The organism is Chloroflexus sp., from assembly GCF_049970315.1.
In the GTDB taxonomy this organism is placed as follows: Bacteria; Chloroflexota; Chloroflexia; order Chloroflexales; family Chloroflexaceae; genus Chloroflexus.
In genome coordinates, this window is the sequence record NZ_JBMFNE010000007.1 from 128,759 (window position 1) to 150,043 (window position 21,285).

Consider the following 21,285-nt stretch of genomic DNA (forward strand, 5'->3'; position numbering starts at 1 on the left):
TCGGCTAAGGTGTGGGATTGTGCTGAGGAGACGGTGCGTGCCAGATGAAGAGCGTTGCATTGACTATCACTGCGATCGTGTAGCATAGTGCTGCGATGAGCAGGATCGGGGTAAAGCCGGCAATACTTTGGAGCTCGGCACTGATGGTGGGTCCGGCAATGTAGCCGACCGAGGCCGCCGCTCGGATAAGACCGATAACGGTAGGGTGATGTTCTGGTGGGGTTTGGCTCAGGGCGTGGGCCTCGAAGAGGGGCGTTGCCATATTCATAAGTGCGCTACGTAGCATTGCGATCAACGCTGCTATCGGGAGGACGGGGGCAAATGCTAGCGCGATCAGGCAGGGAATAGCGAGCGCCTGCGTTAGTACCACGCCTTGCATGCGGCCAATCCGCGCCGCGATTCGTGGCCCGGCGAGCGTCGCCAAACCAGTGGCGAGGCTGATGAGCGCGAACAACAGCCCGATAGCGGCGTCGGTGGCGGTGAAGCGTTGGCGAAAGAAGAGTCCGAGGTAGGGGATGAACAGCGCCGCGCCGAGTGAGATGAGCAGCGGCCCCGGGGCGAAGATGATCGCTTTGATGAGCGTGCGCCAAAGGTCACTGATCTCGCGGCGAATCGACGTCGCCGGTGTTGGTAATGGCTGTGCCGTGAGACGTAATCCCACCAACGGTAACCCAGCGAGAGCGACGATCGCTGCGCTGAGAGCGGCATTGAGCCGGTACGGCGCGATGGCATCACTCTCGAACAGCGCCACTCGCCACGCCGTCGCTAAACTGCCGGCGACCAGATTAGCGATACCGCCGATGATCAAGCTCAAGGCGGCGCTGCGGGCAAAAAGTCGATCGGGGCTGGACGTGCCGCTTAATTGCATCATGAGAGGTGGACCGGCCAGATTAAACAACACGCTGGCCGGCCCACTGAGGGCAATCCCACCGACCACCGTCCATGCTGTCAGCGGCGTGAGGTCTTCGCTGTGAGGTGACAACGCCAGGGTCAGCAGGGCTGAACCGTGTGCCAGGCATCCGAGGATCAATGTTGGACGTGCTCCCCACCGTCGCACGGCTTGCCATGCCACCGGCCCGCTGATACCACCGGCCAATACCGACACGCTGTTGAGGAGACCGATCAGCGGCAAATTACCGAATAGTGGTACTCTTAGCCGGTAAGTGCCATACCCGAGTTCGGCATAGGCAATAGTCGCAAACAACCAGCCCACCGTCAGACCGGTGGTCAACAGGCCAATGGCCAATAAATAACGATGATCGTTGCGCATATTATCGTATCAACACTGCCAACACCGGTTGTGTATTTTCAGCATGCCAAATCCTACCCTGAGACAAGCTGTGCTTCACAACCCATTCCGCGCGATGATGTCGCGATAGACATGGGCACTACGCTTCCAGACACGGCGTTGGGTAGCGTAATCGGTATAGATCAGTCCGAAGCGCTTGCTGAACCCTTTCGCCCACTCAAAATTATCGAGCAGTGTCCAGACAAAATAACCACGCAGATCGATCCCGGCGGTCAGTGCGCGATGGCAAGCTGCAATGTGAGAGCGGAGGTAAGCAACACGATCTGGGTCTTCAACGATCTGATCGTTGGGGCCGGGTGGAGGATCGTCGAACGCTGCGCCGTTTTCGGTGATGTATAGCGGAAGCGAGGTATACTCACGAGCCTTTTGTAACGCCTCAACGATACAATCGGGGTATATCTCCCAGCCCATCGCCGTCTTGGGGAGCGGCCCCGGCACCTGCTTCGTCATTAAAAACGGTTCGCGCCAGTCCAACGCATTGAAGAGCCGCGTGTAGGTGTTAATACCAAGAAAATCGATTGGCTGGCCGATAATCTCCATATCGCCGGGCTTAATCGGCGGCACGATCAGCCGGCGAGCAAAGTGAGCGACCAAATCGGCCGGGTAATGTCGGTGGAAGAGTGGTTCAAGAAAGAGCCGGTTCATTGCTCCGTCGATGCGCTGAGCAGCTTTACGGTCGGCAGGATGATCAGAGGCCGGATACTGCGGCCAGATCATGAGGACAATCCCGATCTGGGGCGGTGGTAGATCGGTGCATATCGGTTGCGGCTTGGTGGCGCGAAAAGCGCTCACTGCCAGCCCGTGTGACAGTAAAAGATGGTGTACAACGTGCAATACCCGCCACGGCACTCGCTTACCGGGCGCGTTTTCACCGTTGCCATAGCCGTAGAAGGCCTGAATAAACGGCTCGTTGTGGGTAGCCCAGAGCGCAACATCGCTACCGATCTGGCGAAAGAGATAATCAGCGTATTCGGCAAAATAAAAAGCCGTATCCCGGCTGATCCAGCCGCCGCGATCTTCAACCGCTTGCGGCAGATCCCAATGGTAGAGGGTTGCAACCGGGAGAATGTTGCGCCGGTGTAAGCCGTCGATGAGCCGGCGATAAAAATCAAGCCCGCGCTGATTGGGTTGACCGGTGCCATTGGGGAAGATGCGCGGCCATGCGATGCTGAAACGGTACGCTTTCAGCCCCATTGCCGCCATGTGGTCAAGATCTTCTTCGTAGCGGTGATAGTGGTCACAGGCGACATCACCGGTACTACCATCGGCAATGACACCGGGTCGGCGGACAAAGCGATCCCAAATGCTCTCGCCTTTTCCATCTTCGTTCCAGGCACCTTCAATCTGATAGGCAGCAGTGGCTGCGCCCCAGATAAAGTTCGTCGGAAAGCGGATTTCGTGGTTCATATCGATAACGCAAAGACGCAGAGTACGCAAAGTATAGAAACGCAAAGACGCAGAGTACGCAAAGTACGCAAAGTATAGTGTAGGATAGAATTATGAATCTTTGCGCTCTTTGCGCTCTTTGCGCTCTTTGCGTTAACTATTACGCGGCCACAATGCCCACAGGATCGCTGCGGCGGCTGCCCACCACGCCCGATTTGCTTCGCGTTCAAGTCCCCGAGTGCGCAGTTGTACCCCACCGAGGAACAGGCCGGTCGCAAGCATACCACCTATCAACCGTTCAGTTGCTCGCTCGACACGTTTCATACTGCGTTCGAGCCGGCTCAAATCCGAGCGAGTTTGCAATTCGCCGCGGTTGGCTGCACGGTAATAGGCATCCATCTCGCGGGGGAGCGCCAGCAAAATGCGGCCTAATTCACTTAGCTCTTGTTGCAACTTCTCCATCCAATTTCCGTTACGTTGTTCTTGGGCGAGCATCGCTCGTGCGAACGGACGCAGTTCTTGGAAGAGGTTAATATCGGGGTAAATTTCGGTTGCTAATCCGGCCACCATACTCAAAGCGCGCCCCAGATACAACAAGTCTTGCGGAATCTGAAATGGCAGATCGTAGATCAAGTCTTTTGTTTCGGCCATAATGGCCTCAACATCAAGATTGGTCAACTCACGCACCGTGCGGTTAAACGAGTAGCGCAACATCGTCTCGATAGCCGCCTTAATCTGACGACGGTCGGCGCCGGGTAAAATCATGTTCAGTTGTTCGAGACAATTGAGAATACGGTCGGCGTCATTGGTTGCTAACCCAAGCACCCCTTGCCGCATTATCTCCATCGTCTCCGGTGTAAGTCGTCCGACCATGCCGAAATCGACAAAGATCAATGTGAACGGTGTGCCCGCGGGTGTCTCATCCGGCGCATGGTCAATCGGCAACTGCTGTTCGAGCACAGCATTAGTCAGATGGCCGTTGTTGCCGACCGGTGAGGGAGGTGCGGTAGGCCAGCTCGGCGTAAGCGAGGTATTCGTTTCTACCCGCACAAACAGATTGCCGGGATGCGGATCGGCGTGGAAGAAGCCGTCGATAAAAAATTGTTTGAGGTAGCAGTTATTGAGACGAGACGCCAGTTCAATCCGACTAACCCCTAACTGATCAAGAGTATGTAAGTCGGTAATCTTAATCCCGCTAATCCGCTCCATGACCAACACGCGGCGGGTGGTCAGCTCGAAGATTGGTTCAGGAATATAAATGCCAGGATGATGGGCGAAGTTCTGGCGAAAGATCGCTGCTGAGCGCGCTTCTTGGATATAATCAAGCTCTTGCACCAAGACTCGCGCAAACTCGGCTAACAGCGCTTCAAGATCGGCACGGCGGCGAATGGGTGGGTAGTTCTTGATCAAACGAACTACCCACGTCACTGCGCTCAGATCCACCTCGATAATTTTGTCAATCCACGGTCGCTGTACCTTGACCGCCACTTCACGCCCATCGTGGAGCACCGCGTAATGAACCTGGCCCAGCGAGGCCGCAGCAACACATGCTGTTTCAAAGCTGCGAAAAATCTCGCTAGGCGGGGCACCGAGTTCTTCCAGAATCACTTCCAGCACGTGGCCAGTAGGGGCCGGTGGTACCTCATCTTGCAGACCAGTCAATTCGCGGCGCACCACATCAGGAATAATGTCGGCACGTGATGAGAGAAATTGTCCGAGCTTGATTTGCATCCCGCCGAGTTCAACAGCCAGCATCCGAAAACGACGGGCGATATTCACCCAGCGGCGCAGCATCGTGCGCTGCACATACCAACGGAAGATGGCAAAGCGGGCGAGAAAGACATCCCATATATAGATATGGATAACAACGCCAAGAAAGAACGACGATACCCGCAAGAAGCGCTCACGCGGGCGAAAACGGGGTGGTTCGGTTGGACGGGGGACAGCGCCGGTATTGGCGGTTTCGGTTGCTTGGAGAGAGATTGGTTCACGCATAGGTTCCTACCAGTATTTCTATTTCGATTATACCAGAGGCGAAACTCAATCTCGCGACCGATCCGCACTGAATTCATAACCTTCTACTATACAGAGGGTACGTGCTATCACTTGATGTGCTACCGACGGGGTAGTCGCCAAGCTTTGTGATAGACGACATATGGGAATGGGTGCATAGTTTTGGTATCACCGGTATTATGACCATTGACAGTGTGCGACTGTTGACCGATAGCGCTGCAATTCTGTGGCGTCGGCTTAGCCAGTTTGGTTCGCCCGATCTGCTCGCCCGACGGGTTTCGTGTGATGAATGGCTTGCGACTATGCAACCCGGCCTCTCGATGGCTGATGAACAAGCCATTCGACGCGATTATCGACGACTGACGCGGCTTCTCGCTGAACTTGAAATGCTGACCCGCTCACACGAACAGGCAATCGCGTTGATTATGGATGCAATCCGCCAATCGGATGATACTCGTGGCGAACAAGCCTCGTTGTCATCGTAGGGACATCGTGTCGTGATGTCCCTACGGTGATGGTGTTACTTGAATTGGCCGAAAGGTCGGTGTAGGGGTTGGTGGCGGAGGTGTTTCGCACGTATACGTTGCGACAATCGTCTCATGCTCTCGTTCACGTACCACAATTTTGTGTGTGCCGACATGCTCTTCCCCGATCCGCAATTCGAGACGGAATGCACCACTGCGATCACTAAACCCACCGCCTACTGGACGATCATCAAACAACACGAGTAATGCAATTTGTGGACGAGTTGTACCACTGAGTTCGAGCCGATCATTAGGAGCACAGCGGAGTAACGATGATACCGTTGGAGTTGGGAAAGCGGTGGGTAGCGTAGTTTGGGTAAACGTTGGGCGTGGGACTGCTGTTGGTTGTGGAGTGCGCATAAGAGTCACGGTTGGGCTAGGTGTGATGTTGGGGGTTGGAGTTGCGGTACTGGCATTTGGTGTTATGGTTGCGGTAGCAGTGGGTGTTGCCGTTGGTGAAGCTGGCTGTAATCCACCGGCTTGAGCAGTTTGGGTATATATTGCGGCCACCGTCGCGGTACGTCGTGCGATCACAGCCGTTTGCGTCACTTGGCAGACACTGTCAGGATACGGGCCACAGTTGATTGGAATCTCAATACATCCCGGATACGTCGGCTGCACGTCACAGCTCACTTGAGCCCATGATGGACTGGGACTACTTGCCAGTGATAGCCACCCGAACAAAATGAGCCCAACAGCAATAATACTCAACGGCCAAACATAATGTGAACAAGCCATAGTATCGCTCAGGTAAATTAACGTGCATCTGTGTTGACGGATGCCAAAGGCTCAGCCTATCATCCTACAGTAATTTTAAGTGCTCTGCGAGCGATTTTATCCCGCATCATTCATACCCGCTTTGCAACGACTACGTGGATTAGACCTGGTGGGATGTAGGTGTTCTCAGGTTCAGATCATCACACCGCGATCCCCGGCAGTGTGTGTCTGTGATTAGTGAGGGCTTCAGGGAGCTATTTCTTGCACCTGCTGCACCTCCTGCACTCTTTACCGCTGTGCCGCCCGCTCAATGACTTGAGATAGTGCTTCAAAGCGCGGTATACCCACCAACGTCTCATTACCGATCCGAAACACTGGTCGGGCAAACACACCTTCAGCCGTTGCGGCGGCGTAATCAGCCTCAACTTGGGCACGGTACGTGTGTGCATCAAGACATGCACTAAAAGCATCAGCCGGGATACCTAACCCCTGGGCAAGATCGATCGTCGTCTCACGCGTATTGAAGTAAAGTTGATTATACCGCGCATACAACTCGTGGCGCATCTCCCAGAATTTACCATGATCGGCGGCGCATTCGCTGGCTTCGGCGAGCAATTGCGAGCGCTCCCCCAATTGGAGAAGATGTCGATAGACGAGACGAGCTTTACCGGTGGCGACAAAGGCCTCGATAACCTGTGGCTCAAGATCGATAGTGTAGATCGCGCAGGTCGTACAGAGAAAGTCAGAATAGACCATAATCGTGACCGGCGCGTCAGGATTTCCGAGGTAGTGGTAGCCTTCGGGAGTCCGACCACGCGGTAGGTCGGGGTAATATGCGGTAATTATCGGCTCACTCTGTGCAGTCACCGGTGTCGATGTTGGGGCACGGGTCGGTGGCAAGGTAGGAGTAACTGGTGTGGTAGTCATTTGCTCGGTACAGGCGGTGAGAATGAGTAATGAGAGTAATAAGAAACGGTACATATGGGTTGTCCAAGATCGTTACGGTTATAGTGATGACAGTACCGTAGATATGGTCACTGTCGCCTTCAATCTACCATAGGTTGCCGCTGATCGGCAAGGTTGGCATATAACCCTGCATCGCGGATTAGACGGTATTATATCCCTCAATCACCGTTCCTACAGCTTGTACGGGCGATGCGGTGCGTGGCCGCTGCCTCGATCCGTTCCTACAGCTTGTACGGGCGATGCGGTGCGTGGCCCCTACCCCGATCCGTTCCATCCGTGGGCCACCCCCAAACCTTCCGTTCCACCGCACCCTATCCCCTAAAATCATGTATCATATCCCTCAATCACCGTTCCTACAGTTTCAGATCAACCTATGCTCACCGAAAACCTCATCACCTATACCGTTGCCGTCACGGTTCTCACGCTTATCCCTGGCGCCGATACGATGCTGGTGCTGCGTAATGCCCTAACCCGCGGTCGCTTGGCCGGCGTTGCAACCGCTTTTGGTATTGGCTGTGGCCTGTTTGTCCAGGCTATCCTCTCTGGATTGGGGTTGGCCGCAATTGTCGTGCGGTCGGCTGAACTGTACCATACCGTGAAATTGGCCGGCGCTCTGTATCTGATCGGGTTGGGGGGATGGACAATCATAACGACGTGGCGGCAACATGCTGTGCCTGAGTTCCATCTGCCCACCGGTCAAGAGCGCCATGCGTTTGTTGAGGGCGTGTTGAGTAATGTCCTCAATCCAAAAGTAGCAGTGTTTTATTTGGCGTTTTTACCGCAGTTTATTGATCCTCGTGATCCGATCCTCACCACTGCCTTGGCCCTGACGACCATCCATTTCGGGTTGAGTGTGCTTTGGTTTTCGACTCTCACTGTTGTTGTGGTCGGCGTAAGTGGGTGGTTGCGGCAAGCAGCCGTGCGCCGACGGCTCAATTACGCAACCGGTGCAGTGTTGGCAGTGTTGGGGATGCGTATGGCAGTTGAAAGTTAGGTGTTGCGAGTGATTTCGTACATGAGAATACCCGCTGCAACTGCTAGATTGAGTGAGTCGCTACGTCCACGCATCGGAATGCGTACCACAGTATCGCATGCGGCGAGTTGATCGTCGCTGAGACCTTGCCGTTCGCTCCCAAGCACCAAAATGAGTGGTCTTGGGTAAGTAGCAGTACGATAGTCGACGGCACCACGGTCTGAGCTGCCAATCACAGGTAGACTGCGTGCTTGCCGCCACGCAAGCAGTTCATCCCAACCGGCACGGGCGATCTGCTGGCTGAAGAGGGCACCCATACTGGCCCGAACTGCCGCCGGATCAAATGGGTCAACCGTTGATCCGATTAAAATGACCCCGCTAAACCCTGCACCATCGGCAGTTCGCAAAATGGTGCCCAGATTCCCCGGATCGGCGACGTCAACCAGCGCAACCCAGCCGTTGACTCCCGCCACCAGATCGGCAAGCGGAGTATAGCGAGCGCGACCCACACCAATGATTCCTTGGGGATGCTCTTTACTGGCCAGACTACCGAGCACTTCGGCGCTGACGGTCAAGACACGACCACCGCCGGCAGTGTAGTGCTCGACAAGTTCGTGGGCAAACGAGCTGGTTAGCAAATCGGGAGCGACGATGATCATCTCGAGTGGTGCGCCGCACTGAATTGCTTCGCCAACCAGACGAATACCTTCGATCAAGTAGCGACCTTGCTCATCGCGGGCTTTGCGCTGGCGTAACGCACGCAACATTTTGATAGTTGGGTTGGTAAGACTGGTGACAAGCATGGTAATCGAGTCGTGACCTACGGCAAAACCTTACCGGGATTGAGCCGCCCTTCTGGGTCGAAATGGGATTTAATCGCGCGCTGGATGGCAATTTGCGTTTCTCCCAACGCTTGTCGCATAAAAGGCCGTTTAAGGGTGCCAATCCCGTGTTCGCCCGATAGGGTACCTCCCATCTCCAGGGCTACGGCAAAGATCGCTTCGGCGCACGGCCAGAGCCGGGCCAGCTCGCTGGGGTTGCGTGTGTCAAAGAGGATGTTGGGGTGTAGGTTGCCATCACCCGCGTGCCCAAAAACAACAATCGGTAGCTCATAAGCGGCACTGACCTGCTTGATCCGGCTAACGCATGCCGCGATCTGCGGTACCGGAACGCTGATGTCTTCGCCGAGCCGGTTGGGCCGAATGCGTGCTAGCGCCGGCGCGATAACCCGCCGTGCTTGCCAGAGATTTGCCTCGTCACCGGCGGTGCGGGCGACGACCACCCGCTCGGCGCCACTCGTGCGTGCTAGTTCGGCAAGGGTCGCCGTTTCTTGATCAACTGCTTCCGGTTCACCGTCGGCCAACATCAGCAGCAATGCGCCGGCATCGCGCGGCAGGCCGATCTGGAGATACGCCTCAACGGCAGCAATTGTGGTGTCGTCCATTAGTTCAAGACTGGCCGGAATAAGGCCGGAGGCCATAATTCGCTCTACCGTTGCACAGGCCTCGTAGAGGGTGCGAAAAATTGCCATCGTTGTCCGCCGAGCGCGTGGTAAAGGGATCAGGCGGAGGGTCGCTTCGGTGATGACTGCCAGCGTTCCTTCGGAACCGACCAGCAACTGTGCAAGCCCGTTACTCTCACCTTGGCCGCTAAGGCCGTCACCATAATGCACGATCGTGCCATCGGCCAGGACTGCGGTGACGCCGAGAACATAATCGGCCGTAACGCCGTACTTGAGACAGCGCGGCCCACCGGCGTTGCATGCAATATTGCCGCCAATGGTTGAAGCAGTCTGACTACTCGGATCGGGTGGGTAAAAGAGACCGACCCGCTCGGCAGCGCGCTGGAGTTCGGCGGTAATGACCCCGGCGCCAACGTGGGCTACCTGCTGCTCGCGATCGATCACCAGTTGCTCCATCCGGTTCAGTCCGATCATGAGGCTGCCCGCCGTGGGTACCGACCCGCCGGCTAGCCCACTGCCGGCGCCGCGGGCGACTACCGATAACCCATGAGCCGCAGCGATCCGCATTAACGCTGCGACCTCATCGGTATTGGCCGGTAGAGCCACGGCGTGCGGTAGGCCGTTGGGTTGCGCAATTGAAGCATCTTGCCCGTACACGGCCAGTTGATCGGGGTGGTGAATGAGGAAGCGTTTCCCGACAACCTGTTGCATCGCGCGCACCGTATCGGCTTCCGTCACGCCAGTTGCCGGTACCAGAGAGGGGAACGTCGGTTCAGGTGGTGGCCCGAATTCGGTACAGGGTTGTCCGCCGAGCGCAGACGCTTGTGCTTTCAGGGTTGCATAAAGGGCACGATCTCGTAGAGGGCCGATATGCACACTGCCAACCCCGGCGTCGCCCCAGATTGCTACGCCTGTCAGCGAGCTGCATGTAGCGATTAAGGCCGGCAATGCACGGCGCGGGAGAGTAAAATCGAGCCGTTGGTCGGGCAGGAGCGTAGCATGTTGCTCGGCTAGTTGCTCCCAATGGTACCAGCCCATTGCTGGATCGGGCATAAGGGTCACTTGTGCCTGAGCTACAGCCGCGGCCAAGATACTGGCTTGGCGCTCTATCACGGTGGGTAAACCGGCCAGCTCGATCAGCAATATGCCGGTTGCATCGAACGCCAATCCTCGGATACTCAATCCCTCGCTGATAAGGTAGGCGGAGAGCGTCAAGAGACGATCTATCGGTCCATGTACTGCGTACAGCGCCGTTGCTACCGGTAACGGGCGTAGGTTGAACGTCAGTTCGCGAATCATTCCCAACCGTACACCCTGCCCGGCCAAGGCCCGGTGCAGGTTATAACCGGTCGCTCGCTTAAGCGTTGGACCGCCAATCGTCAGCAATTTGCCACCTTGCTCCAGCGTTGCTGCTCGCACATAACGTCCGATAGGCCCGCTATGCAATCGATAGCGTCCGCCACTGTTACAAGCCACCAACTCGGCGAGGGTCACCTCGGCGCGTAACGATACAATCGGCAGACACAAGCCATACGCAGCGAGCGCCTGATTGAGTGCTGTGGCTGTGGCACTCGCCGGCGTGCTCGCCAATAACGCTCCGGCGTGAATGGTAAAGGATGATGGTGTGGTTGTCATACCTATGATAGTGTTGACGGATTATAATCCACGATGATCGCCAAAGCGGCCACAATCTCGTCCATGGTCGTTGCCGATACACGCCCAATTTTTCGTTGTAGCTGGCTCGTTGCAATACTGCGGAGGAGGAGCAAATCGGCCGCGTGTGGTGTGCCGAGTTGCTGTGGCCACCCTCCATCCAGCCGGTGGATCCAAATACTGTGGGTGAAGCGATCATCCCAAGGCTGCAACGGTACGACTAAACGGATCGGCAGGTTGCCTAACGCATCAGTGCTCAGAATTAAGACCGGCAGCGAGCCATCGGTACCGAGATCGGCCTGCCAAATCTCGCCACGCTGGTACTTACCGGGAATGCTCACGTGTTTCGACCTCGTTGGCTACATTGGGAGACGTTTGATAGAGATCGACCATTTGCGCCGCTTGGGCAGCGAGAACCGCATGGCGCTCGGCCAGCGGTTGACGGAGCAAACGGTGACACAGACTGTCTTGCCGGCTCGATTCGGTCAAGAGATCGATTTCCTCGCCGAGCAGAGTTTGCGCCTCTACCGGATCGAGCAATTCCTCGGCTACTGCTCGCAGCACCATTCGACGCAACCAGAGCGGCTCTTCCATCGGCAAGGGTTCTGGCTCGTTGGTTCGCCAACCCTGCTCACCGATCTTGACCATCCACGACCGGTAGAGGCGCTGATTGATAATACCCAACGTCTGCATCCGGTAAAGCAGTGCTTGGATACTCATGCCGAAATGGCGCTTGAGCAACAGGAGTTCACCGAGATGAAGGTGATGGCGATGTTCTCCTACATGAGCACGGAGCGTTGTTGCCGGAGCGAGAAATGCTGATGCAAAGCGAAATGCCGCTTTTTCCTCATCAAGTTGACTTGTTGGCTGCAAGACTAAGTGACCTAACTCGTGGGCTAGGTTCATTCGCCAGCGTGCCCCATCGAGGCTGCGCCGACCGATCACCGCAGCGGCCAATGACTCACCGCGTTCATCGCGGGCGATGGCCGCAACGCCGTCGAAGCCGTTGTCTGCATCGAGGGCGATGACATGCAAGCCGTGATCTTCCAAGATGTCGGTGAGATTGGCCAGTGGCGTTTTGCCCAAATCCCACCGCATCCGCAGATCATCAGCAGCAGCTTCGGCAGCTTCGATTTGATCGATTGGGTAGCCATAGATGGGAACATCCAACCGAATCGGTTCACCAATGAGGCGCTGGAGCCGCAGTCGTGCGCGCAACTGTTCGGTCGCCAGTGCTGTAATGTGATCGTGATAGCGTTTGCTCAGGGTGGCCCGTTTGCGGTAGGCAATCAACTCGATCTGGGGGTTAGTACTGTCGAGGAGATCGGTCGGTCGTACACCAAGGGCTTGGGCGAGTCGTTGTAAGACGATAGGTGATGGTTGCGCCTGACCGTGTTCGTATTTCGAGATGGCTTGCCGAGTGACGATACGGTTGGTTGCCTGTGCCAGATCGTCGAGCGTCATTCCACGTGCCAGTCGGAGCTGGCGTAAACGTTGGTTGATCATGACCAAACGTCTCCTTTCAGTTGAAAATTATCGTTGATGGTAAGCGATTTGTCAACCGACGACGGGCTTGCTTGTCGCTGTGCGGCCTTACAGTTCATTCCTCCTAATTCGGCCCATCCGCAGTGCGGTCAGTTTTGGCAACGATTGCGCCGTGATCAGAGGTTGGGCCGTGTCAAGACCATCGCCTGAGACGACGAGGCGATTGAACAGAGGGCGTGTCGCAGGCTAAGGTAGACTTGTGCGTTCTCTTGATAGGCTTGAACGGTATGCTCGCCTATGCGCTTCGTTTTCCGTTTCCGGCAACTCGCAGAATGACCATAAGCTACGTAACCCTGACGGTCGTGTTGCTGCAAATAGTGATTGAGCAGCTCGGCTGCTTTATCTATCTAGTAACCGCTGCACAGCAAGCAATATCGCGCACGTTGATTCTGGTCATATCCCTTTCACAGCAACCTCTTTGTGCTCTGCCCTACTTCTCATGCTGCAACAACTCTTCCACCAAGCGCCAGCGCAGCAGTTTACCGATGAAACTACGCGGCAGTGCTTCGCGAAACTCGATTTTCTCCGGCATCACCGGCAGATTCAGCCGACTGCGCAAGAACGCAAAGACCTCTTCTTCACTCACCTGCTCACCGGGCCGCGTGACGACAAACGCCCGCACCTCTGTCCGGCCGTCGGGGATCGGGACACCGACCACCGCTGCGTCAATAACGGTTGGGTGTTCGTACAGGGCCTCTTCGAGATCGCGTGGGTAGATGTTGTAGTCGCCGGCGATAATCATCTCTTTCTTGCGCTCGATGATCTGGAAATAGCCATCAGGCAACATGCGAGCCACATCGCCGGTACGCAGCCAACCATCGGGTGTGATGGCATCGGCAGTGGCCTGTGGGTTACGCCAATATCCGGCCATGAGTTGTGGGCCGCGCACCAGTAGCTCGCCAATGGCACCGGCCGGTACGTCGTCGCCACTGTGCATATCGACAATGCGGGCTTCGGTGTCGGGGAGCGGCAGCCCGATGCTACCCACCCGCCGCTGCCCACGCAACGGGTTCGCGTGCGTCACCGGTCCGGCTTCGCTCAAGCCATAGCCCTCGACCAGCCGACTACGGGTGATGCGCTCGAACCCTTCTTGCACCTCAATGGGCAGTGGTGCAGCACCACTTAGACAACTTTTCAGCGACGATAGACCGTATTTGCGCACGTCGCGTACTTCGTTCAACGCCGCGTACATCGGTGGCACACCGGGAAAGAAGGTGGGACGTTCACGGCGGATGGCGTGGAGGACATTGTGCGTCTCGAAGGTCGGGAGCAAGATCAGGGTCGCGCCGAGGACAATGCCAACATTCATGCAGGCGGTCATGCCGTAGGCGTGCGAGAAGGGAATTGCGCACAAGACCCGCTCGTTTCCCTCGTCGGCATCGGCGTACCATGCTCGTGTTTGGTAGGTGTTGGCGTAGAGGCTGGCGTGGCGGTGCAAGACACCTTTGGCCTTGCCGGTGGTGCCGCTGGTGTAGAGAATAACCGCCGGATCATCGGCGCGTACTGTTGGCAGATCATCGTTGGTGTTGGCAGCCAACACATGCTGAAACCAATGAGCGTGCGCTGCTTGTTCAGCGGGTACACGGTGGCCTTCGCGTTCTTGCCGGAGTAAGGTGAAGATGATGCGTTGGCTCGACGGCAGATACTCTTTGAGGTTGGTGTAGATGAGGCGGGGGAAGGGGAGTTCGGCACGGACCTGCTCGACCAGTCGGTAAAACATGCTCAACGCGATCACGGTCGTTGCTTCGGAGTCGCGCACTTCATGCGCGAATCCTTCGGCGTCGAAGATGGGGTTGGCCAGCACCACAATGCCGCCCGCCAGTAAAACACCATAATAGGCAATGACCGCCTGTGGGATGTTCGGTAACAAGATCACGGCCCGCTCACCGGGTTGGAAGCCGATTGCCAACAGGCCGCGGGCGAAGCGCTGGGCTTCTTCCCAAAGATGTGCATAACGTAGGTTCCGGCCATAAAAGGCAATAGCGGTCGTTTCGGCAAACCGTTCTGCGGCGCGTTGCAATAATGCCGGTAATGGTTCGGGGGTCAGCTTGAGGGTGTGCGGTACACCGGGGTCGTAGTGACGCAACCACGGGCGAGTCGCCAAGAGTTCAAGGGTCATGCGATAGTTCCTCTACGGTTTCACAACAGTGTGCCGTCTGATGTATTAGATTGTGGAACAGGTTGTGTATTCTGATTATCAGCCGTATCACCCGTCACGTCAATATGGCGGGATACCATGATCCCCTATCGATGCGGTTACTCACGCCAGACTCTTGGCCCTTCCAGAAACCGGTCGATCAGACGATTAACCGCATCAGGTCGTTCCAGATGGGGCAAATGGCGAGTGTAACGCACAATTTCGAGCCGGGCATTGGGCATAAGCTGTTGACTCTCACGGGCCTGTGCCACCGGCGCAATAAAATCCCACTGGCCGGCAATAATCAGGGTTGGGGTTGATACGTGTGGCAATATGGCTCGTCCGTTCCAGCGAAAGAGGGTACCGGCCAGTATTTTCTGAATAACCTTGACCGGCGCGTAGGTCTTGGGCATCAAGATGGGGCGTAGCCGTTCGAGCATCGCGAGAGAGATCGGCAGCTTCACAATCCGCTCGTGCAAGGGGTGCAAATGCATCTCCGGCCCGGTGGCAATCAGGATGAGGCGGCTCACCCGCTGTGGTTGACTGGCGGCAAACGTGATCGCAATCGGCCCGCCAAACGAATGTGCCATCAAGATGAATGGCTCGGTAACTTGCAAGCGGGTCAGTATTTGCGTGAGGTCCCAGAGAAACTCTTCCAGCGAATAGGCCGAATTGACCACCTCAGAGCGGCCGTGGCCGCGCAGGTCAGGAGCGATTACGCGGTAGTGGGGGGCAAAATGTGCGATTTGCGGTGCCCACTGCTCAAGGTTCCCGGCGCAGCCGTGAATACAGACAATCGTCGCTTTGCCGGTTCCTTGCAATGGTCCGACATCAACCACGCTTAGCCGAACCGGTGCAGTGCCGGTTAGGTGGATCTCTTTGCGGTACGGTTCGAGGTTCATAACCTTATCTCTGGGGTAGTGCTGCCGGATCGCCACTCCCCACTATACACGCCGGTTGGTACGTGGTGAGACGTTGCAGTGCGACGAATCTGTTCTATTCTATAGAAGTGTGATCTAGAAACCGTCGTAACGCACGGGTAAAGGCGCGCGGACGTTCGTCCATAGGGTTATGCAGACTGGCCGGGATCATCACGTACTGCGCGCCGGGAATACATGCCGCCAGCCGACGGGCGTGGGTAGGTGGGGCGAGACTATCGAGCTGGCCGGTCATCACGAGAGTTGGCACCTGAATCTGTCGTAGCCTATCGTCGGCGCGAGTTGCAAAGAGTGAACGCAAAATGCGGTACAATCCTTCTGGATCGAAGGTGGCAAGGTATGATGCCCGCCGCAGCCATGGGCGTATCCAGCCACCACCATGCTCGTGTGGGATGCGCTGGCCAAGCGGACGAAACGTGCGCCCGATAGTTTGGGTCAAGCGGAAGACGGCCCAACCCACATTGGGCAAAAGATAGGTGCGGGTATAAGCCGGCATGCGGTAAGCATCAACTGCCGCGTCGATGAGGGCCAGCCGGGCAACCAATTCGGGATAGCGCAGGGTTACTTCGACCGCTACGCTTCCGCCCATAGAATGACCGACGAGAATAATCTGGGAGAGACCGTGATCGTGGCAAAACTCGGCGACAAGTGCGGCGATAGCTTCGATCCGGTCGGCTCGCCCGATCCGGCTTTCACCGTGACCGGGCATATCAAGGGCAAAACAGCGGTAATCACGGCCAAGATCGCGCAAGGCGCTCCACCACAATTCTTTGAAGGCACCCCAGCCGTGGAGAAAGACGATGGCTGGCCCATTCGTTCCCGCTGTGAGAAAACTAATCCCAAGTCGGTCGTGAAAATGGCGTTCGATTACGACGTCAGCTTTGAGTGAAGTTGGTTGGCGCATACGTCAAACTTGAACTGAGAAAGAGACCGTTACCGAGTATAATACCATTATGGCAAACGTTCTGGTTGCAATGAGTGGTGGCGTTGATAGTTCACTGGCAGCCGCTTTATTACAGGAAGCCGGTCATCAGGTAACCGGCGTAACCATGCATTTGTGGGATGATGATGAGCAGGGATTGCGCGAGAGCCTGTGCTGTGCGGCCGAGGCGGCCACGAGCGCGCGACGGGTGTGTGCCCTGCTTGGCATCCCTTTTTACGTGTTTAACTATCAGCGCGAGTTTCGCCGTCACGTTATCGAGTATTTTATCCGTGCATATACCCACGGTCTGACGCCCAATCCGTGCGTCGAGTGTAACCGTATGATTAAATTCCGTGCCCTGCTCGACCGGGCACGGGTGTTGGGCTTTGATGCAGTGGCTACCGGTCACTATGCGCGCATTGTGCGCGACGATCGTGGCCGGTATCAGCTTTGGCGGGCAGTCGATACCGAGAAAGATCAGTCGTATATGCTGCACATGCTGGGGCAGGCCGATCTCGCACGTTTACTCTTCCCTATTGGTGAATATACAAAGCAACAAGTGCGGGAAATGGCCGCAGCGCGCTGCTTACCTAGTGCCAATCGTGAAGAGAGTCAAGACATCTGTTTTGTGCCTGATGGCGACTATCGTAACTTGTTGCGGATCGAAGCCCCAGAGAGCTTAATCCCCGGCCCAATCGTCGATCTCGAAGGACGCGAGATCGGGCGTCATCGTGGTCTCCCACTCTACACCGTCGGCCAGCGGCGCGGTTTGGGGTTAGGTGGAGGCGAGCCGCGCTACGTGGTCGCGATTGATCCGGCCCGCAACGCGCTAATCGTCGGGCCGGTCGAGGCACTCAACCGCGAGCGATTCATCGTGACCGATGCCAAGTGGGTAGATGATGCACCACCGGCAGAGACGTTTCACTGTCAGGTACAGGTGCGTGCCCATGCCGAACCGCTGCCTGCCCGTGTTTCTGCACAGCCGGATGGACGCTGGCTGGTCGAACTCGAACGACCGCAGCGTGCCGTTAGCCCCGGCCAAGCTGCCGTCTTTTACGACGGGGCGCGGTTGTTGGGTGGTGGTTGGATTGCCCGCCCGGAGGTAGGATGAGTGTACTTTCGCCGGCAGCTCTCCTCTTGCTGTTATTGACAACGACCCATGCCACGTTGGCCCATGCACTGCTAGGGCGAACGTGGCGGCAATTACCGATCTTTTGGGTGGCCGCAGCAGCCGGTTGCCTCATTGCTACTGTCCTCAGTTGGCGGTTTCCACTGAACCTACCGACGCCGGCAGGTGTGCCAATGCTGGAAGCCTCACTGTTGGCGTGGGTAGTATTAATAGTTGTTTCACGCTTACGCCTATGATATAATTTGGCGCATTAGAGTGCCCTCTCAGCTGCATCATGTGCGGCCCGGTATGGAGGTGGCCCCGTGTTACGTTGGATTGGGATTGGTATCGGTCTGCTAACCGCAGTATTATTCGGGTTCATTATTGCTGCCATCTTCCTCGGTGAAGGGTTTCGTGCAGCATGGCGCGATGTATTCATCGTGATTCTCGCGGCGTTGCAATTGATTAGTGCTGTTTTGTCGATTGCGATTCTCATTGCCATCCTGTACGCAGTGGAACAGATCAACCGGTTAGCGCGCAATAACGTGATTCCCAAGCTTGATGAGGCGCTATCGAAAGCGAATGAGGCTTTAGATACGACGCGCGCGATTGCCAATAATGTGCGCGAATCGGCGCAAACGGCGACGACGGCAACGACCTATGTCGCCGAACGGGTCGTCTCACCAATTATCCGTATTTCAAGCCTGGTCACCGGTGTACGCGCAGCCGCAGTAACATTGGCCCGGCGCGGAAAGCCCGAAGAACCGGCCTCATAATCCCCCTATTCGATACATTACCGTGCCTACCGGTATGGTAAGATAGAAACTAGTACGAGCCTGTGCATAGCAGGTCGTTCGGCGAATGGTAGAACGAAGATGAGCAAGGCGCAGTTTAAATACGGTGGGCAAGCAGTACTCGAAGGAGTGATGATGCGCGGTCGTCGGCAGGCAACGGTTGTCGTGCGTCGGCCTGATGGCAGCTTTGCTCGGCTCGATCTGCCAATACCAGCACGTCACGCTCGCTGGCAACGGTGGCCATTGTTGCGCGGATTTGCCGCTTTGGCCGAAGCATTGACGATTGGGCGTAAAGCGTTGGATTTCTCGGCTACGGTCGTTGCTGCTGAGGAAGAAGATCGGTTGTCGCCATGGATGCAGACGCTGATCTTTGCTGTGACGATGGTCATCGCAATCGGTGTATTTGTCGTTCTGCCGTCGTTGGTTGCCAACGCTATCGGCCAACTGGGCGCGCCGGTGTTGCTGCGTGAAGTGATCGAGGCGCTGATTAATCTGGCCCTCGTTATTGCCTATATTGCTGCGATTAGCCGTATTCCCGATATTGGCCGGGTGTTCGGTTATCATGGCGCTGAACATAAAGTTATCAATGCGTATGAAGCCGGTTTGCCGCTAACGGTTGAGTCAGTGCGGCAGTGTAGTCGTATCCATCCGCGCTGTGGAACTAGCTTTTTGCTGGCGGTGGCGCTGATCGGGTTTCTTATCTTCTTATCGGTGGCCGTTTTGCCGGTATGGCAGCGGATTGTCGCTCGGATCGTGTTGATTCCATTGGTGGCAGCAGTAGCTTTTGAAGTTCAACAACTCGCCGCAAACTATTATCATTTGCCATGGGTGCGTTGGTTGTTGACGCCAACGTTGGCTGCCCAATACCTGACAACTCGTGAGCCAGATGATGATATGATTGCAACGGCCATCGCTGCGTTGGAGCCCGTGCTTGCCGCCGATCAGGTTGTGGGCGCTCAACCGGCGGTCACGGTTGATGTTGTTTCTGGTTTGGCCGATACGCAGCCAACCATGTAACAATCGTTGTAACAATCGTCCGTCACGCATGACCCGCGATTGCGGAGGAACGTATGGCGCTAGTAGGGAACATCCGCGATTTTAGCTTATCAGATTTTCTTTCACTCGTTGATCGCGGGTATAAAACGGGCGCCCTGCATCTGTCATACCAGGATCAAACGGCACGCCTCTACTTTGATAAGGGAAAATTGCTACTGGCTGCTCGGCGTCCAGAGGACGAGAAACCGGAGTTGTTGGTGCGGTTGGGGGTGCTGAATGCCGATCAGGTGGCACAGGCTTGTCGGGCGTTGGCCGCGTACGGGAATGGTGCCACGCTCAGCGAGGTTGTCATTGAGGCTGGAATGACAAGTGCCGAGCGGTTACAACAGGCGTTGATGAACCATACCGAGCAATCGGTCTACGGTTTGTTTGCGTGGCCAGAAGGGGATTTTCTCTTCGAGCATAATCAGCGTCCGGCGCCTGATGCGCCGTTAGTGCCGGTGCCGATCTCGATCGATCATCTCATTATGGAAGGAGTGCGCCGGATCGATGAATGGGAACGGATCCGTGACCGAATTCCTTCGACCGATCTGGTGCCGCGCTTTTTGGCCCCACCGGGTGAAAAGCTCAAGGGTATGCGCCTCGCCCCGGATGAGTGGAAGGTGTTTGCCCGTATTAATGGCCGTGATACGTTGGCCGAAATTGCCCAAAAGACCGGGTTGAGTGATTTTGATGTGTGCCGTGCGGTCTACGGTTTCTTGACCGCCGGTATGCTGGAGTTGGTGAAACGTCAGCGTGTTTTGGCAACCGGTATGCCGCCGGTTGAACAGCCGCGTTTGAAGAAGAGCCTCGTTAACCGGATCATCAATCGGATCCGCAGCATGTAGCTGGGGCCGGAGCATCGGAGCGGAGGGCTGTGTGCAGACGGTAAAGATGGTGATCAGCGGTGCCGTGAACGCCGGCAAGACCGAGTTTATCAAGACGATCTCTGAGATCGAGGTCGTCTCGACGGAGCGCCGGGCGACCGACGATACTCGGCTGATCAAGAAGGAAACAACTGTCGCGATGGATTTCGGGCGCATCGCGATCTCTGATGATCTCGTGCTCCATCTCTTTGGGACGCCGGGACAAAAGCGATTCGACTTTATGTGGGAGATCCTTGCTGAAGGTATGCTGGGTCTGGTGATCCTCGTCGATAGCACGCGCCCGGAGACGTTCCGTGAGACGAACCGGATCATCGATTTCTTCGTGTCGTATCGCGATACGCCATACGTGATTGCTGCCAATAAGCAGGATCGTCCGAATGCATGGTCGCCGGAAGAGTTGCGGTTGGCTCTGCGTCAGCCGCCGCATATCAAGGTGTTGCCCTGTACGGCGACCGATCGCGAGAGTGTAAAGAATGTCTTGCTCGAGTTGCTCTATGTGATTCAAGAGCGGAGCGAAGATTGATGCGCCATGCTTTGGGGGGCCGGTGTTCGCATGGCCGCATGGCTCCTTCGATCGGTAGCGGCTAGCTCGTAGCAACGTTTGTATCTCCTGAGATGTGGCGTGTATTCCATCAGAGGGCACGGTTGACCGTGCCCCTTTTGGTCTGACGATGTGCCGAGCGGTTGGGGTCGCTCCGCTGGTTTTGTCGCTTGTTCGTGCGACGCTGTTCATTGACAGCTTACTCGTCTTGCGTTAATATGGCTTTGCAATGCGTTCTAAGAAATTATGCGCATTGCAAAGCCATAAACTGTAACTGGAAAGTCTAAATGGCCGTTTATCGCGTCAGTAACGCGTACAGGTCTTGACAGATACGGTATACTGCGTTGTGAAGAGCTACGAAAGGTGTGGAGTATA

General features: G+C 56.2%; 20 protein-coding genes. 8 read left to right on the top strand and 12 right to left on the bottom strand.

Annotated elements, in window-relative coordinates; all coding sequences use genetic code 11:
• Positions 1-4: 4 nt before the first annotated feature.
• The 3 genes from ACP5OT_RS07220 to ACP5OT_RS07230 form a co-directional block, all read right to left on the bottom strand.
• Positions 5-1,270 (bottom strand): MFS transporter, encoded by a 1,266-nt coding sequence (locus ACP5OT_RS07220; protein WP_424675003.1) that lies wholly within the window; start codon positions 1,268-1,270, stop codon positions 5-7.
• Positions 1,271-1,345: 75 nt separating this feature from the next.
• Positions 1,346-2,716: a GH1 family beta-glucosidase gene (locus ACP5OT_RS07225; RefSeq protein WP_428111120.1), complete on the bottom strand. Its 1,371-nt coding sequence runs from the start codon at positions 2,714-2,716 to the stop codon at positions 1,346-1,348.
• A gap of 132 nt (positions 2,717-2,848) precedes the next feature.
• The gene (locus ACP5OT_RS07230; protein ID WP_424675005.1) at positions 2,849-4,690 is read right to left on the bottom strand and encodes an ABC1 kinase family protein; all 1,842 of its coding nucleotides are present in this window, start codon (positions 4,688-4,690) and stop codon (positions 2,849-2,851) included.
• 146 nt (positions 4,691-4,836) lie between these two features.
• Between ACP5OT_RS07230 and ACP5OT_RS07235 the strand changes: the two genes are divergently transcribed.
• A complete protein-coding gene (locus tag ACP5OT_RS07235; protein WP_424675006.1) occupies positions 4,837-5,193 on the top strand; it encodes a hypothetical protein in 357 nt (118 codons plus the stop codon).
• A gap of 21 nt (positions 5,194-5,214) precedes the next feature.
• Here the strand turns inward: ACP5OT_RS07235 and ACP5OT_RS07240 are convergent, their stop codons facing one another.
• Positions 5,215-5,853, bottom strand: coding sequence for a hypothetical protein (locus ACP5OT_RS07240; protein WP_424675007.1), 639 nt, complete (start codon positions 5,851-5,853; stop codon positions 5,215-5,217).
• 384 nt (positions 5,854-6,237) lie between these two features.
• Positions 6,238-6,930 carry an Rcas_1661 family thioredoxin-like (seleno)lipoprotein gene (locus ACP5OT_RS07245; RefSeq protein WP_424675008.1) on the bottom strand — a complete coding sequence of 231 codons (693 nt, stop codon included), beginning with the start codon at positions 6,928-6,930 and terminating at the stop codon, positions 6,238-6,240.
• A gap of 358 nt (positions 6,931-7,288) precedes the next feature.
• Between ACP5OT_RS07245 and ACP5OT_RS07250 the strand changes: the two genes are divergently transcribed.
• On the top strand, positions 7,289-7,909 hold the full coding sequence (locus tag ACP5OT_RS07250) for a LysE family translocator (protein ID WP_424675009.1): 621 nt from the start codon (positions 7,289-7,291) through the stop codon (positions 7,907-7,909).
• On the opposite strand, the gene ACP5OT_RS07255 is transcribed toward ACP5OT_RS07250, so the two are convergent.
• From ACP5OT_RS07255 to ACP5OT_RS07285, 7 genes are all read right to left on the bottom strand, one after another.
• Positions 7,906-8,691: a TrmH family RNA methyltransferase gene (locus ACP5OT_RS07255; protein ID WP_424675010.1), complete on the bottom strand. Its 786-nt coding sequence runs from the start codon at positions 8,689-8,691 to the stop codon at positions 7,906-7,908. The two genes, ACP5OT_RS07250 and ACP5OT_RS07255, sit on opposite strands and share 4 nt — an antisense overlap.
• Positions 8,692-8,708: 17 nt before the next feature.
• Entirely contained in the window at positions 8,709-10,985 is a 2,277-nt protein-coding gene (locus tag ACP5OT_RS07260) for an FAD-binding oxidoreductase (RefSeq protein ID WP_428111124.1), read from the bottom strand.
• Between the two features lie 2 nt (positions 10,986-10,987).
• Positions 10,988-11,344, bottom strand: coding sequence for a type II toxin-antitoxin system PemK/MazF family toxin (locus ACP5OT_RS07265; RefSeq protein ID WP_424675012.1), 357 nt, complete (start codon positions 11,342-11,344; stop codon positions 10,988-10,990).
• Positions 11,328-12,509, bottom strand: a complete 1,182-nt coding sequence (locus ACP5OT_RS07270; protein ID WP_424675013.1) for a helix-turn-helix domain-containing protein — start codon at positions 12,507-12,509, stop codon at positions 11,328-11,330. The genes ACP5OT_RS07265 and ACP5OT_RS07270 overlap by 17 nt, the downstream gene beginning before the upstream one ends.
• A 469-nt stretch (positions 12,510-12,978) precedes the next feature.
• On the bottom strand, positions 12,979-14,667 hold the full coding sequence (locus ACP5OT_RS07275; protein WP_428131761.1) for a long-chain-fatty-acid--CoA ligase: 1,689 nt from the start codon (positions 14,665-14,667) through the stop codon (positions 12,979-12,981).
• 137 nt (positions 14,668-14,804) lie between these two features.
• Positions 14,805-15,587, bottom strand: coding sequence for an alpha/beta fold hydrolase (locus ACP5OT_RS07280; protein WP_424674841.1), 783 nt, complete (start codon positions 15,585-15,587; stop codon positions 14,805-14,807).
• 94 nt (positions 15,588-15,681) lie between these two features.
• Entirely contained in the window at positions 15,682-16,527 is an 846-nt protein-coding gene (locus tag ACP5OT_RS07285; protein WP_424674840.1) for an alpha/beta fold hydrolase, read from the bottom strand.
• 49 nt (positions 16,528-16,576) lie between these two features.
• Here ACP5OT_RS07285 and mnmA point away from each other — a divergent pair, with 49 nt between their 5' ends.
• The 6 genes from mnmA (at position 16,577) to ACP5OT_RS07315 (ending at position 20,892) form a co-directional block, all read left to right on the top strand.
• The gene (gene mnmA / locus ACP5OT_RS07290; RefSeq protein WP_424674839.1) at positions 16,577-17,656 is read left to right on the top strand and encodes a tRNA 2-thiouridine(34) synthase MnmA; all 1,080 of its coding nucleotides are present in this window, start codon (positions 16,577-16,579) and stop codon (positions 17,654-17,656) included.
• Positions 17,653-17,910 (top strand): hypothetical protein, encoded by a 258-nt coding sequence (locus tag ACP5OT_RS07295; protein ID WP_424674838.1) that lies wholly within the window; start codon positions 17,653-17,655, stop codon positions 17,908-17,910. Before mnmA ends, ACP5OT_RS07295 begins: the two co-directional genes overlap by 4 nt.
• 66 nt (positions 17,911-17,976) lie before the next feature.
• The gene (locus tag ACP5OT_RS07300; RefSeq protein ID WP_424674837.1) at positions 17,977-18,429 is read left to right on the top strand and encodes a hypothetical protein; all 453 of its coding nucleotides are present in this window, start codon (positions 17,977-17,979) and stop codon (positions 18,427-18,429) included.
• A 99-nt stretch (positions 18,430-18,528) separates the two neighbouring features.
• Complete coding sequence (locus ACP5OT_RS07305; protein ID WP_424674836.1) at positions 18,529-19,464, top strand: DUF1385 domain-containing protein; 936 nt, start codon at positions 18,529-18,531, stop codon at positions 19,462-19,464.
• Between the two features lie 53 nt (positions 19,465-19,517).
• Positions 19,518-20,330, top strand: coding sequence for a DUF4388 domain-containing protein (locus tag ACP5OT_RS07310; RefSeq protein ID WP_424674835.1), 813 nt, complete (start codon positions 19,518-19,520; stop codon positions 20,328-20,330).
• Positions 20,331-20,361: 31 nt separating this feature from the next.
• Entirely contained in the window at positions 20,362-20,892 is a 531-nt protein-coding gene (locus ACP5OT_RS07315) for a GTP-binding protein (RefSeq protein ID WP_012256561.1), read from the top strand.
• Positions 20,893-21,285: the final 393 nt, after the last annotated feature.